Origin of the sequence: Microbulbifer variabilis (assembly GCF_020524905.1) — a bacterium.
GTDB classification, from domain to species: Bacteria; Pseudomonadota; Gammaproteobacteria; order Pseudomonadales; family Cellvibrionaceae; genus Microbulbifer; species Microbulbifer variabilis_A.
Genome location: NZ_JAIVKI010000009.1, coordinates 161806 through 175904, shown reverse-complemented (window position 1 = coordinate 175904; position 14099 = coordinate 161806). Strand labels below are relative to the sequence as shown.

The window sequence follows — 14099 nt, the reverse complement described above, 5'->3', positions numbered from 1 at the left end:
CTTGAGCATTTCGACCAGAAATTTGACTCAGAATAGCGAAAACTGGTCGAAATGGCTATGCCGTATAGCCATACAGCCTTAGTGCCACAAGGCCTAGCGGCTTTTTTCAGGGCCGACTATGTACGCTTTCCTGCAACCGGAAAACAACCGGGCTCACCCATCATCTATCTGGCTGGTGGTCCAGGTGGGTCGGGTATTTTGGCCGTTAACTACCGTTTTGATATGTTTATGGCTCTGCGGGAGTACGGCGATGTTATCGCCTTGGACCAGAGGGGCACCGGCCGCTCCAACGATCTTCCTAACTGTGAATCCCGGCAAGTGGTTCCCACACTGGAAAAAATTTCTGACGCTAAATACATAGAATATCATCGCAAGGCACTGCTTGAATGCTTAGCATTCTGGCACGAAAATGGCACCGATCTCAGGGGCTATAACACCCGGGAAAACGCTCGCGACCTGGATGCACTGCGCCAACACTTAGAGGCAGAAAAAATTGTTTTATGGGGCACTTCTTATGGTAGCCACTTGGCCTTAGCGGCATTGAAAGAAATTGAAGGCTCGGTCGATAGAGTTATTCTTTCCAGCGCCGAGGGCCTTGACCAGACCATTAAATTGCCAGTACGCACTGAATCTTACCTAGAGCGCCTACAACTAGCTGTGGATCAACAACCCTCCGCTAAAGCTGCCTATCCAGATATCAAGGCACTGATCAAAAGAGTGCACACAAAGCTGGAGCGGGAACCAATCAAAATCCAGATCCCTCAGCGAGATGGCGGAAATCTGGATTACTTACTCCAACGTCGGGATATGCAGCAGATAGCCTCCGCTTTTATCGCTGACCCCCAAAGTGCCGCCTACTTATTAGGCTTCTATCGCGCGATTGATTTGGGGCAGGTTCCGGCTTTTGATCAAGTGCCCAAGCGTTATTTCCCCGATGGATTCCACAATCCAGGATCTCCTATTTCCCTGCGCGCCATGCCAACGGCAATGGATATTGCCTCAGGTATGAGCAAAAAACGCAAGTTGCAAGTGAGGGAGCAATCCGAAAACGCTTTGCTAGGCGACTACCTCAATTTTTCCTATCACTATGATGGATTGGCCAAGGAGCTTGACCTGGGTGAAGGTTTCCGAAGTAACCCCCGCAGTGATATCCCTGTTTTACTTTTGAGCGGTACTCTGGATGGGAGAACCTACATTGAGAGCCAACACGAGGCAATTTCAAAGTTGAACAATGCCACTCTGGTGACAGTAGAAAATGCCGGGCATAATTTATTTATGGCATCCCCCGAAATACAAGAAACCATCAACTTGTTTTTGGAGGGACGCCCAATTGAAAAAACCACACTTACCCTGAATCTGCCAGATTTTTCACCAAAGTAACGGTTCCCCAAATCCAGTCAGCGACAGGTTCAGAATGCCTGTCGCCAAAACCATCCACACATTCCCTCGTTTACCCAGCCTTGGCACATTAATCTTGCAATAGATGAATTTGGAGGCGGGGGATGACCAATATCACCGACGAAGTTCATCGCGGTGCCATCTGTGACCTGCGAGCGTTGCAACAACCCGGTCTACAGACTTTCAAGCGATATATTCGAGGAAGTCTACCGGGACCGCCCTTTTGGCGGCTCACAGGCATGCAGCCAACGGAAGCGGGGCTTGGTAAAGCCACTTACTCAATGCCTATTACGCCCTGGCTGGCAGACGGCACCGGCGTTTACTGGGGTGGTATCTATGCGATGTTCGCTGATGCACCCCTCGCTTCCGCAATTTGGACCACTCTGCCGGCCGGTAAGGTACTTAGCACTTCTGAACTGAACATGTGTTTTATCCGGCCTATTACCAGTACCACCCAAAATATTGTTGGCAGGGCCACCACGGTCCACTCTGGCAGCCAAGTTGGCCTCTCCAGCATCCAGATTAATGACCAGGAAGGTAGGACTCTGGCTTACGGTAGCACCCGCTGCCTGATCGCTGACTTTCCGGTCAACCCAAATCAGGAGCTGCCACTGCCAGACCTTGGGCCCACCGATCCCCCAGATCCATACCTGAGACCTCCACCCAAGCCCTACTTCTGCGATATGGCGCACTTGCCTGAGCAAACACCCATTGAACTGCAGCGCACCACCATTAATGAGGGCCGTATCCATCCTATATGGATGCTTACGGGTTACCGCGCGATCGAGATTGAGAACGGCCGCTGTATCTCGACCATGCCATCTTCTCCCTGGTTCTCAAATGGCACTCTATCTATCTACGGGGGCCTACTAGCCTGGGCCGCAGATTTCACCATGGGCGCCGCTGTGTACTCCACCTTATCGGCAGGTTCTATTTTTGCCACCCTCGATATGCACATTCGCTTTGCCAGACCGGCCAAGCTTAATAGTGGGGATCTGATCCTCGAAGCTCAGGTTCTGCACCGCGGTCGCCAGTTAAGGGTTTCCTCCTGCAATATTGATACCCCCAGCGGCAAGCGTGTGGCCATCGCCACCGGCTCAGCACTAATGATTCCAGGAGGCGCGCAGATGTTGAGCGAGGGTAAAGAACCCGATGAGATTATTGCTACCGCCACCTCTGGTAAGCCCTGGACCCCCTAATTCAAATTCACTGCCAGCACTAAGGCCATCTTCAGGTAAAATACTCCTCATCCATCACAGGGGGATTCCCTGATTATATTCTGACCAAATAGCCACCAAGCCTATTGGTAGCTAATAATCCAATTCATTGTTGCAGGAAACATACTATGGCCTCACTGCAAGACCAGCTATTGCAAGCGGGACTCGTCGACAAGAAAAAAGCCAAGCAGATCGGTAAGGAAAAGCGTAAGCAGCAGAAGGTTGCGAAGAAATCATCACAGCCACAGGTCGATGAAACCAAACTGGCCGCGCAACAGGCCCGTGCTGAGAAGGCGGCACGGGATCGTGCACTGAATGCCGAACGCGATGCGGCGGCTCAACAAAAGGCCATCGCCGCGCAAATCAAGCAACTGGTGGAAACCAACCGACAGCCCTACTCTGGCGAAACCGCTTACAACTTCACCTTTGATAAAAAAATCAAAACCATTTATGTCAGTGAGGCACTGCGTGACCACTTAATAGCTGGCCGCCTTGTAATTGTCGCCCAGGGTGAACGTTTTGAACTGGTACCTAGGGTAATCGCCGACAAAATTGCTGAGCGCAATGCCGAGATCATCGTGAAACCGGCAGAGACTTCTGCCCCAATGGATGAAGACGACCCCTATGCAGACTTCCAGATTCCTGACGATCTGATGTGGTAAGCGAGTTCATGGAACAAGATGTTACACAGGCAGTGGAACAATGGCTCACCAATGTAGTGGTGGGCCTAAACCTCTGCCCTTTTGCGCGTAAACCCCTGCGCGAGGGCCAGATTCGCTACAAGGTCAGTCAGGCAGATGAGGATAATGCTTTACTTGCAGATCTCCTCACAGAGCTTCAATTACTCGACAGTACGCCGGAAGAAGAACTACTAACTACCTTGTTGATTATTCCCAGACATCTACAGGACTTTTCGGACTTCAACCAATTTCTAGATCTGGCTGAATGGCTAATTGAGCGCAACCGCTACGAGGGCACCTACCAGTTGGCCAGCTTTCACCCAGACTATCAATTCGCCGGTACTGCCCCAGAAGATGCAGAGAACCTCACCAATCGTGCTCCCTACCCAGTTCTGCACCTTCTAAGGGAAGAAAACCTGGCCAAAATGATCGACCTCTACCCAGACCCGGAAAGTATTCCAGAAAATAATATTCAACGAGTCGAGTCTCTTACTCAGGAGGAGAAGTTGCGGCTCTTTCCCTATCTATTCCAACAGATAAAAATTAGCCGATGAAGCCCCTCGCAGAACTTCTTCGCCTGAAAAAGAAACTCCGCATTATTGGCTTTGACGACGCCCCTTTCCAAAAGGAACGGGGCTCACCAGCAAATATCAGCGGAATAATCTGTACCAATACCCGCTTTGAAGGCATGCTCTGGGGTGAAGTGCAAAAGGATGGCATGGATGCCACCGAAGTTTTTACACAATTACTGCAAAGCAGCAAGTTTTACCAACAAATTAACGTGGTACTTATTGATGGCCTCGCAGTTGGGGGCTTCAATATCATCGACCTACCCAAACTGACTGAAGCCTTGAAACGCCCTTGTATCGCCGTAATGCGTAAGCCTCCAGACATGTTGGCCATTGATAAGGCCCTAATGAATTTCTCGGATTACCCACTACACAAACAAACACTGCTAAAAGCTGGTGAGATTTACTCTGATAGGGGTTTTCATTTCCAGGTACAGGGTTGTGCCCCGAATATTGCTGCCCAGGTACTGGAGCAAGCTACAGACAACGGCAATGTACCTGAAGCCCTTCGGTTAGCACATTTAATTGGTGCAGCGGTGATAACTGGACAAAGTGGGAATCGAGCTTGAACACCCATATTGAAAGTATATCTCACCCTACCTCTCGCGATAACCCCCGCCAGAATTTCTTTAAAAATCATGAACAATTGCTCAACTGATTAAACGCTACCAATATAATCGGTCATTTAGAATTTGGTGAGTCTAGTTAAAAAGGATTATTTATCGATCATGAAAAAAATCTGATTACCCCCATATTTACAACCCAATCCAGAAAACCTCAAAAAATCTATTATACTCAGCAGCTAGTGGCGACAATCTGAGCAGATCAAGAGATCACCCCCAATGGCTCAATATTTCAATATCACCTATTGCATCGATCTCAATATTACCAAAAAAGTAAATTACGCCTATATTGAGGACAACTATCTGGAAGAAGGATTTGTTGGGTACAGGTATCGGGTAGAATGTACTTGCAGGGTAAAATACCAAGATCCACCCACGGACATGTCTTTCTTAAAAGGTATATTTAGAGCCGAGATTCAAGACTTATGTGATCACGCTGCGATTATTGATTCTCACGACCCCTTTCTAAAGACAATCATCAGCCCCAACGAATACACAGGCATCATCAATGAGCAACAAAACAAACCACATTTTATTCTAATGAGCTCAAAGATTGGAAAACTATGCATAACCCCTTTTAAACCAAGCTCTGAAAATCTCGCTAAAGCCTGGTATGAAGCCATTCACCAGAGAATCACAACTCATAGCTCCGGCCTAGATATCAAATTCGAAAAGATAAAAGTTTGGGAAACCAACAACTGGTATACGGAATATTCCGCAAATCAATAATTAGTGTAAATCCTCAAAGCATCAGCAAAGCAAATTCGCCAAAGAATATAATTCTTGGAAATAGAATTCGAGAGGAAGCGGGCTATGTCTTACATGCTCACAGTAAAAAACAGCCACCTTTAAAACATATTCTAATACCGGGTTACCTATAGGATAACTGCCCGATCCCTAGTGCTATCGGTAAAAAGTGCAATCAAAGAGAACTGACTAAACCCTTGATCAGTAGAGAGAAACTCCTTGCACCAAAAATGCAAGTCCTCTGAAAATTCTACCTGTGCAGTTTGCTGCTTACTATCAGATTCATATCGGGATTCTTGTATTTGCTTTTCTAGTACTGTGAAAAGACAGCGAACAACAACCCGAGAGTCATTCTCTCTTTGGTCATCCGTGACAGACAAGGTTAAAGTCGAAGTTAGAGGCTCCCAGTGAATCAGGAAAAACCGGGAGGTCTCGTTTACGTTTTGGTTAAGTTTGGAAATGGCCAGTTCCAAGCTCTCGGCAAGATCCTGATATATTTCATCGCTGTTTAATGCCCGGCTTTCAGTACTGAGTACTTCATACTCAGCGCCATCTCCCTTTATCGTACCAAAGGGGTATGTCGAATGACTCAGCTTCCAAATTAAACCCATAATTCCTCCAGGTAGTCGAACGATAACTGTTGCTAGATGGTCTATTTTACGACTTTCAGGACCTCTCTACACCCACTCCACTTACAACTACTTATCACCTACACCAGCTTATTTAGCTCCAATGGCTGTATAAATTACAACCAGCGGGGTAAATCCATTAGAAACCAGGCCTGACAAGTCATAAGTTGTCGAGAAAAGGCCATGAGGGCTCTACCAGCCCTTCTATGAAGATCAATTTTTAGGTGATTCACAACAGGCTGTATGTGTGCTGACAATTCACAGCCTGTCGAGAAGCAATTACTTGTCAGTTGGGCGTTGGGACACCCGCATGGTGATATCCGCGTGGAATACCTCCTCACCATTGGTATCGAAGACCCCCACCGGCATCACTACGTCCCCAACCTCAATGGAAGCAAAATCAGGATACTCACAAACCGCTCTCAGGTTGGTTTTCGCCATTTTCAGGTACTTGACCTCCATACCCACAGGAATCCAGCGAAAGCGGCGATCCAGGGAAACATCCAGACAAACTCCGCCGGCAAGTTCAGCAGCATTGCACATGGCAATTGCATGCACGGTGCCGATATGGTTTGTCACGCTCCAGCGTTTCTTCAGCTGTACCTCCACTCGTCCCGGTGAAACTTGGGTAAAGCAGGGCTTGATAGACCTGAAATAAGGAGCCTTGAAAGCGACAATCTTCGAAACCGCCCAGCGTCCAAACGCCGAACTACCAAATTTTTTCCAAAGCTGCAGAACTGGGCTCTTTGAGGGCTGATACTCCATTTTGTCTCACTACCTAAATAATTAACTGACTAGCCCCAAATTATGGGAGCTGTTATTGGGCGCACTATACAACACCTCTTTGCTAATACAGGTACTCAGATCTATCAGGTCAATTGACCCACAAGTATACCGGAATGCCTGAAAACCCAGGGCAGTGAGAGGTAATTTGTAGCTAGCTACCGAAGATTCTTTCCAGGAGATCTCTATACAAGCCTTTTCAAATGAAAAAACCATATTTTTAATAGGCAAGAAAGCTGTCGGTTAATAATGAAAATCACCGTTCTTTAATCTTTATGCAAATTTTAAAAGTCAAACTTATGTGGACGGCTCCTTTCCAGCAGGATATAAAATATTCGAATACAGTGCATTTAAAGTTCGAAAGTACCATCTATAAACCTTATCAGCTTTATTTAGCCTATTTATTAGGCTATGGTTGAGCTTCTCGGATTCATACCATACGACTACTTGCCAACTTTTTAATAAAGAGGGTTCTCCATGTCTATTGAGCGATTAAGAACTCCCGAAGAGCGCTTCTCCCTTCTGCCTGGCTTTCCCTATCAACCTAATTACATTGATAGTCTGGATGGCTACGATTCAATGCGGATGGCCTATATTGATGAGGGAAGCTCAAATGCAGAAACGACATTTCTGTGCCTGCACGGAGAGCCAACCTGGAGCTATTTATACCGCAAAATGATTCCTGTATTTGTGGATGCCGGGCACCGGGTTATTGCACCGGACCTCTTTGGCTTTGGCCGCTCTGACAAGCCTGTGGATGACAAGGTCTATACCTTTAACTTCCATCGAAACAGCCTGATACAACTGATTGAGCACCTAAACCTTAATAATATCACTTTGGTTTGCCAGGATTGGGGCGGCCTACTGGGGCTCACTCTCCCTATGGATATGCCGGGCAGGTTTACTCGCTTACTGGTAATGAATACTGCTATTGCAGCTGGGGATGGTGCCTCTGAAGGTTTTTACCACTGGAGAAACTTCTCTGTCAGTGTTCCAGAAATTCCGGTAGGTGGACTGGTCGCCAATGATGCCAGATCTGAAGTCAACCTCTTAGACATAGTCGCTTATGATGCGCCCTTCCCAGACAACCGCTATAAAGCAGGGGTCCGCCGATTCCCTTCTATTGTGCCGGTTGATCCCGGTATGGAGGGGGCAGAGTTGGGGCTTAGAGCCAGGGCATTCTGGTCCAGCACCTGGGAAGGTGATAGCTTTATGGCTATTGGTATGCGGGATGCTGTACTCGGGGAAAAAGTGATGACAATGCTGAGGAGTATCATCAAAAACTGCCCGCAGCCTCTCAAGGTTGAGGAGGCTGGCCATTTCGTACAAGAGTATGGCAAGGAAATTGCTGAAAAGGCTCTGGCCCACTTTCAATTACAAAAAGTGCCAGCCCAGTAGAACAGCGTAAAAACAACAAGTTTCAATTAATTATCTCGGATACAGGCCGCTACCGCGGCCTGTATCCTTAGGGCTTGGGTGAACCTTACTTATTTATTCACCGTAAAACTGCTGGACTTTCCGCTATAGCTGGTGATTTTTCCACTCCAACCGCTCTTCCAGTTGCCTTTGTGCTTGATGCGATAAGTACCTGCTGGGGTATCCTCACCGATCACCCACTGCCCCTCGGCAAAAGAGCAAGCCAAACAGTCCACTGCGGTATCCCTTGTCCAGATAAAACGAGTGTCCAGGTCATTGTCCGTAAGATAAGTTTCCCAGTTGCCATTTACCTTGCGCTGCACTTCGATAAAGGTGTCACCGATTCTGAGATTATTACGTGGATGGCCGGAGCGGAAGCTTGCGGAGACGGTATCGCCAACAGAGTAGCTGTTACGCACATCATCCCAAACCTGTCCAAAGGACTCCCATAGGCGCTTGTCATCATAGACCACACCAATGACGTGTATGATTTGATCATCGGATAAATCCGCCGGTGTCGGTCCAGCATCGACCGCCAGATCATTGTTCATAGCATCGGCCATTCCAGCGTAAATCTGTCGGTAAGCTGCTAGGGTGTTGGGGCCATAGATGGTATGCCCACCTTCGTAGTGCTGGCGATCAAACTCTTCATGAGTAGTAATATAACCTGTATAAGCATTGGCCAGACCGGCAATAACCACCTTAGAAACACCGTGCCCCTGCATTGCAGACAATACTTGTTCCTCTAAGCGGCGACCGGCCATAGTAGTCATCTCTCCCGGTGCGGCGACCAGAACCAAAGAGCCGATACGGAACATCTGGAATGGCAGATAGGGAGTATATAATTCCTGCCCAATCACTTTACGCTCAACAAAAGTGGGCTTGGGATATTGGCAGGGATCGTCCTGTGTATCCTCGTAAACAGCAGCCGCAGAGAAAGCATTCATCAGCCCAAAAAGCGGGAAGCCATTGATTACCGATTCGAACAAACTTTCACTGCGATCCCAGTCAGTGCCCTCATTCTCAACAGACATCCCCTCGAAGATACCATCGATCCCACTGGGACCATCCCAAGTAGAACCGGCGGTAAATGACCAACCCACGGCACCTTCACAAATATTCTGCTGACCTTCGCCGGTATATTCTCCTGCTACGGTATAACCGGGAAAATAAATATACTGGTGACGGTAATCGAGATCGTTGAATAATTTACTGCCGGAAGCACTGTAAAGAGTTTTAGCCTTAGTTACTTGTTTTTCTGCAGCCAACATAAGGCTCTCGTACTCGCTAGAGCCACAACCATCTCCCGGGCCGCAAATATTGGGAGAAGAGTCACCCAAATTACTATTGGCAAAGGCCGCAACAAAATTCCCTGCGGCACCTGCCTGGCTTTTTGCCCACTGTTCAAATAAATAGCTGGCAGCACCCTTATGATCACTACTTAACTGGCGCTGAGTGGTGCCGAGTGAAACATTGTGTACCGCGAACCAGTTAATGATACCTAGAGTTTCATTGTTGGCGTTTACCAGCTTGAGCTGGGTCATGGTCTTATTGGTATCGTATTGATAGTTATCGGCATCCGGGTTTTGTGCGTATGGCTCCGGGTTACGATTGACACTGGTATTGAGCAGGGTGCCCTGCTCCAGATAAATATCACCCTCTGCCAAACCGTTATTCGCGGAAACTATTGATTGGTAGATACCTTCAACAATCGCGTTATAGTTATCTTCCGCATAGCCAAGCGCGCTCATATTGAGCATCACATAGTGGTCGTAGCCACCGGGCCCTACATGAGTATGGGTGGCCGTGAGCATTACATTCTCATCGGTAAAACGGCTGTTGCCGTATTTGCTCTTGAGTTTGGCAATCACCCCCTGTTTAACCCCCTGGGGAATACTCTGCAAATCGGCAGAAACAAACACCAGGCGCTCACTATCCTGTGGATTGGCAATCACAAAAGCACGGGACCACAAGCGGCTATGGATTCCCTTGGTGGTCTGACTGGTTTCGCCGTAACCGACCATACCCACATCGGCGGCTGGACCCGTGATATCATACTTACCCGCACCCAAAAGCCATTCTGCGCTAAGGGCAAAAGGGGCGTACCCAAGCAGCATAAAAAATGCGGCATACCACCGAATTATTATTGTCTTCATTTTTTCTCCATAGTCTTTTAAACTGAAAGTTGCCTCAATGGCCTTCTCTCAATGGCTCTAAAGCGCCAAAAAGTTGATCCCTTCCGCAAAAAGTCAGCTTGATATTGTGGGGTGAAAACTGGCCAGGCCAGTGGATGCCGGAGTACAGCTACAAACTGCTAACGCCGGCTTTTATCTCTTCCTGATACCTCTGCCCTAACATTCCGATAAATCACGGAAAGTAATGGGCAGGGTCAATGTCCTTGATCGCACCAATCGATTATTTTTTTGTGTAGGCACGCAGGTGCCAGCATACTCTAATTTTTCCACTCAGTATGCCTATCAGAATTCAGCGGCCGCCAAAATTATTCAGATCTTATTAAACCCGAAATGATGCCAGCCCAACGACGTACACAAATAACAATTAATTATTTCTGTCTGTCAGTTTTGACAGCATCATTTATTTCATCTTATCGAGAAATACGTAGATGACTCATGCGTTCTTATAAAGGCATGAACAGCGGCACACTTATCATTGGTCAGAAAAGAAAAATCGCAAAAATGACTAAAAGCCCGCAAATGTTTCCGATCAATGAGACCTCTGAAGAATATGGAGAGGGAATGAAAATTTTGATCATGACCATTATAGAAAAATAACCCATGAATAGAGGTCAAGTCAGAAAATTATGCTAAGACCTATAAGTCATAAGTGGGCAAGCCTCCTCAAAAGAAACTTTATTGTTCCTAAAGGGCCTTAGAAAGGTTACATAAAATGAATAATTAGTGGTTACCAGATGCGTGTAAGATTTTTTAAAACGGGCTTAACTTCCCTACTACTAGGTATCACACCTTTCTCAATGGCGGCAACCAACTGCGAAGTGAACATGGTTGTACAGAGCCAATGGGACAATGGCTATATGGCCTCTGTAGTAGTGCGCAATACCGGTCCAGAACCTATTAACGGCTGGGACGTTTCCTGGCAGTGGCCTGGAGACCAGGTGATCGACGGCTCCTGGAATGCAAAGGTTTCACAAAGCGGCAATGCTGCCTCCGCTGAAGGGACCGGCGAATTTGCCAATATCCCTGTAGGTGAGGCCCGCTCTTTTGGCTTCAATATCGCCTACTCCGGAGGTGCGCAGGTTCCAGCCAAAATTAACGCCAGTTGTGATAACCAGCAAATACCTCCGTCAACACCGACGGAGCCACCAAAAACCAATACGACCCTGTCGGCCCTGGAAAGCTACAACTATATTCTGGGCACCCAGACTATTAGCCCCAAATACAGTTTCACCGGCGAAGGCTCCCTGGTGGAATCCGCCAAGGCCATCCGTGCAATGGGCTCTAACCTGCTTAAAATCGCCCTTTCCACCGGCTTGTACGATGAACTTAGGGGCAAAGGTCTGGACTACCAATTCAAACGTATGCTGGAGGAAGTACCCGCTTACCGGGAAGTACTGGATATGGACTTCTCCTACTATATGTTCTGGGTGGAGGACTCTGGGTCTTGGATGGATAATAAAGGAATGTCCCAAGAAGAGCTCACTTGGCAATACGATAAAATTTATGCGATGGCGGAGTACCTGCTAACGCAATACAACGGTTCCGGTAAGACTTTTATGATTGGTCACTGGGAAGGCGACTGGAACCTAGTACAAAAAGCCGATGGAACACGGGATGATAGCCAGCAGAAAATCGACCCGCTGCGTATACAGGGATTAATCGACTGGCTGAATATCCGCCAAAAAGCCATTGACGATGCCAAGGCCAATGTGCCCCACTCCAACGTCAACTTGTACCACTATGTTGAAGTGAATCGGGTGGAGTCCGCTATGCAGGGTAAAGAGCGTATTACCAACGCGGTCTTGCCACACACCAATATCGACTTGGTTTCCTATTCTGCTTACGATCTGACCACCAAAGAAAAGCACTCCGATTTCGCCACCTTGCATACCGAACTAACTAATGCATTGGACTATATTGGTTCAAAACTGCCACACAAGGCTGGACTGCCCTTCGAAAAGCGCGTGTTTATCGGCGAATACGGTTACGGGGAATCCTGGTTTAAAGATTGGGGAACCCGCTCCGGTGAAGCTCAGGATATGCTGTCTCGCAATGTGATAAAAACTGCTCTTGAATGGGGCTCTCCATTTATTCTCTACTGGCAGATGTACGGAAATGAATACGATAGCTGGATCAATGAGTTTGTCGGTTATTGGCTGATCGATAACAACGGCAATAAAAAAGAGATTTATCATACCCACGAAAACTTTTACAAAGATGCCAACAGCTATCTCAATAACTATCAGGCCAAGCAGGGCAAGCTACCATCCGAGTCAGAGTTTCGCACTTTCGCCCTAAAATGGTTTGAATCTTCTGCAACTGCATCTCCGAGCACTGGCACTGGCACTGGCACTGGCACTGGCACTGGCACTGGCACAGAGCCAACACCCTCAACTCCCGATACGCAACCTCAGGCCTCCGGTCAATGCACCGTCGAATACTCCATTCAAGATGACTGGGGCAATGGATTTATGGCTAACGTTGTCATTCGCAATACCGGCAGCCAGCCTTTGGATGCCTGGCAGGTACAATGGCAATGGCCTGGCAACCAGAAAGTCACTCATTTTTGGAATGCGAAAGTGGTTGACTACTCAGGCTCTGTGACGGCCAGTGGCCAAGATGCCATTCCGCCAGGGGAAGCTCAGGCTTTTGGCTTTAATGGTGAATATAGTGGAACCAACAGCAAGCCAACCCTTAGCGCCATCTGCCAGGCCAATGGATCAGACCAGGCTGGTAACTCCGATACTTCCACCTCCCCTACCACCGGTACCCAACCCAGTGGTACTGGCAATCCGGCCCAAGGCGAAACGGGAAAGATCAAACTGTGGTTTATTGGTGATTCCATTACCTACGGTATGACCACCCTTCCCTACAACTCTATGGGTTTCCGTTCTCAAATCTGGCAACAAATTGTCGAAGCCGCCGATGGGAAATCCAATTTCCCACTGAGTAGCAGTGATAATAATGGTGCGCTGGCCATTAGCTACAATGGCCAGCCCATAGAGACTATCGGCACTGTGAGCGGTCCTACCGGGCCGGATGGCATAGAAAAGAAGACAGGAAATTATTGGCACACTGGTATTCCAGGAGCCAGCACCAGTGATATGTTGTGCTTTCTCAACCCTACAGGCCACCAGATCCCGGCAGGCTATAGTTCTGCCAGCTGCGCTGACTCTATCACCTACTTTAATTCTGTAGTTACTGAAATGTGCCGTGAGAGCGGCAACAGCGCGGGATGGCTAGACAACCAGGCCTGCCAACTAAACCAAAATCTGGCAGCCACGGATGCCGTTATTGTGCCCATTCAATTGGGCACAAACGATATCACGCACCTCAACAGGAACGGCGCAACTCAGTGTAACTCTGCTCCGCAAGCAGAAAGTACAACTGCCAAGCATCTCGATAAAGTGGTCGCCAGTATCGTTTCAACGGAAAACATTAGGGATAACACAACTTTGGTGGGTAAGATATACAACCATCTCAATGCACTCGGGATACCTAACGAAAAAATTGCTTTTGTGATTTCTACAATCCCCCGTCGGACAAACCTGGATGGTCAAGATCCATCCAACCACTGTACAGACTATTACAATACAAAAATCAAAAGTACTGTTGCTAACATTGCTCCCTCAGCAAAAGTGTTCCTGGCCGACCAAGGTAATATTGTACCCACCGGCGACTCGGTACACCCCACCACCGCTGGACACAAGGTAATGGCCTGCAACCTGCTATATGGCTACAACTATGGACACTCCGAAAGCTTTCACTGCCCAATTCCTGGCAAGGTACCAAACACAGGGTTACTTCGGGCATTTACTGCTGTTTCAGCACAATAAATATTA

Annotated in this window: 12 protein-coding genes; 9 read left to right on the top strand and 3 right to left on the bottom strand. The window is 47.8% G+C overall.

Annotated elements, in window-relative coordinates; genetic code table 11:
* Window positions 1-57: 57 nt before the first annotated feature.
* The 6 genes from LC073_RS12315 (at window position 58) to LC073_RS12290 (ending at window position 5216) form a co-directional block, all read left to right on the top strand.
* Window positions 58-1380, top strand: a complete 1323-nt coding sequence (locus LC073_RS12315) for an alpha/beta hydrolase (RefSeq protein WP_226647469.1) — start codon at window positions 58-60, stop codon at window positions 1378-1380.
* Window positions 1381-1502: 122 nt separating this feature from the next.
* Window positions 1503-2597 (top strand): PaaI family thioesterase, encoded by a 1095-nt coding sequence (locus LC073_RS12310; protein WP_152452670.1) that lies wholly within the window; start codon window positions 1503-1505, stop codon window positions 2595-2597.
* A 146-nt stretch (window positions 2598-2743) separates the two neighbouring features.
* On the top strand, window positions 2744-3277 hold the full coding sequence (locus LC073_RS12305) for a DUF2058 domain-containing protein (protein WP_226647466.1): 534 nt from the start codon (window positions 2744-2746) through the stop codon (window positions 3275-3277).
* Between the two features lie 8 nt (window positions 3278-3285).
* A complete protein-coding gene (locus LC073_RS12300) occupies window positions 3286-3849 on the top strand; it encodes a DUF1415 domain-containing protein (protein ID WP_226647464.1) in 564 nt (187 codons plus the stop codon).
* Window positions 3846-4433 carry a DUF99 family protein gene (locus tag LC073_RS12295; protein WP_226647462.1) on the top strand — a complete coding sequence of 196 codons (588 nt, stop codon included), beginning with the start codon at window positions 3846-3848 and terminating at the stop codon, window positions 4431-4433. The genes LC073_RS12300 and LC073_RS12295 overlap by 4 nt, the downstream gene beginning before the upstream one ends.
* A 273-nt stretch (window positions 4434-4706) precedes the next feature.
* Window positions 4707-5216 (top strand): 6-carboxytetrahydropterin synthase, encoded by a 510-nt coding sequence (locus LC073_RS12290; protein ID WP_226647460.1) that lies wholly within the window; start codon window positions 4707-4709, stop codon window positions 5214-5216.
* 146 nt (window positions 5217-5362) lie between these two features.
* Here the strand turns inward: LC073_RS12290 and LC073_RS12285 are convergent, their stop codons facing one another.
* Both LC073_RS12285 and LC073_RS12280 read right to left on the bottom strand, forming a co-directional pair.
* A complete protein-coding gene (locus tag LC073_RS12285; RefSeq protein ID WP_226647457.1) occupies window positions 5363-5845 on the bottom strand; it encodes a hypothetical protein in 483 nt (160 codons plus the stop codon).
* A 297-nt stretch (window positions 5846-6142) separates the two neighbouring features.
* Window positions 6143-6628 carry a hotdog fold domain-containing protein gene (locus LC073_RS12280; protein ID WP_226647455.1) on the bottom strand — a complete coding sequence of 162 codons (486 nt, stop codon included), beginning with the start codon at window positions 6626-6628 and terminating at the stop codon, window positions 6143-6145.
* A gap of 495 nt (window positions 6629-7123) precedes the next feature.
* Here LC073_RS12280 and LC073_RS12275 point away from each other — a divergent pair, with 495 nt between their 5' ends.
* Complete coding sequence (locus LC073_RS12275; protein ID WP_226647453.1) at window positions 7124-8044, top strand: haloalkane dehalogenase; 921 nt, start codon at window positions 7124-7126, stop codon at window positions 8042-8044.
* 89 nt (window positions 8045-8133) lie between these two features.
* Here the strand turns inward: LC073_RS12275 and LC073_RS12270 are convergent, their stop codons facing one another.
* The gene (locus LC073_RS12270) at window positions 8134-10218 is read right to left on the bottom strand and encodes a neutral/alkaline non-lysosomal ceramidase N-terminal domain-containing protein (RefSeq protein ID WP_226647451.1); all 2085 of its coding nucleotides are present in this window, start codon (window positions 10216-10218) and stop codon (window positions 8134-8136) included.
* A gap of 474 nt (window positions 10219-10692) precedes the next feature.
* Here LC073_RS12270 and LC073_RS12265 point away from each other — a divergent pair, with 474 nt between their 5' ends.
* Both LC073_RS12265 and LC073_RS12260 read left to right on the top strand, forming a co-directional pair.
* The gene (locus LC073_RS12265; RefSeq protein WP_226647450.1) at window positions 10693-10854 is read left to right on the top strand and encodes a hypothetical protein; all 162 of its coding nucleotides are present in this window, start codon (window positions 10693-10695) and stop codon (window positions 10852-10854) included.
* Between the two features lie 137 nt (window positions 10855-10991).
* Entirely contained in the window at window positions 10992-14093 is a 3102-nt protein-coding gene (locus LC073_RS12260) for a cellulose binding domain-containing protein (protein ID WP_226647448.1), read from the top strand.
* Window positions 14094-14099: the final 6 nt, after the last annotated feature.

Excerpts from the sequence above, each read along its gene's own strand:
- LC073_RS12280 (WP_226647455.1), bottom strand. The coding sequence starts at position 6,628 with ATGGAGTATCAGCCCTCAAAGAGCCCAGTTCTGCAGCTTTGGAAAAAA.
- LC073_RS12260 (WP_226647448.1), top strand. The coding sequence starts at position 10,992 with ATGCGTGTAAGATTTTTTAAAACGGGCTTAACTTCCCTACTACTAGGT.
- LC073_RS12315 (WP_226647469.1), top strand. The coding sequence starts at position 58 with ATGCCGTATAGCCATACAGCCTTAGTGCCACAAGGCCTAGCGGCTTTT.
- LC073_RS12275 (WP_226647453.1), top strand. The coding sequence starts at position 7,124 with ATGTCTATTGAGCGATTAAGAACTCCCGAAGAGCGCTTCTCCCTTCTG.
- LC073_RS12310 (WP_152452670.1), top strand. The coding sequence starts at position 1,503 with ATGACCAATATCACCGACGAAGTTCATCGCGGTGCCATCTGTGACCTG.
- LC073_RS12285 (WP_226647457.1), bottom strand. The coding sequence starts at position 5,845 with ATGGGTTTAATTTGGAAGCTGAGTCATTCGACATACCCCTTTGGTACG.
- LC073_RS12300 (WP_226647464.1), top strand. The coding sequence starts at position 3,286 with ATGGAACAAGATGTTACACAGGCAGTGGAACAATGGCTCACCAATGTA.
- LC073_RS12295 (WP_226647462.1), top strand. The coding sequence starts at position 3,846 with ATGAAGCCCCTCGCAGAACTTCTTCGCCTGAAAAAGAAACTCCGCATT.
- LC073_RS12270 (WP_226647451.1), bottom strand. The coding sequence starts at position 10,218 with ATGAAGACAATAATAATTCGGTGGTATGCCGCATTTTTTATGCTGCTT.
- LC073_RS12305 (WP_226647466.1), top strand. The coding sequence starts at position 2,744 with ATGGCCTCACTGCAAGACCAGCTATTGCAAGCGGGACTCGTCGACAAG.
- LC073_RS12290 (WP_226647460.1), top strand. The coding sequence starts at position 4,707 with ATGGCTCAATATTTCAATATCACCTATTGCATCGATCTCAATATTACC.
- LC073_RS12265 (WP_226647450.1), top strand. The coding sequence starts at position 10,693 with ATGCGTTCTTATAAAGGCATGAACAGCGGCACACTTATCATTGGTCAG.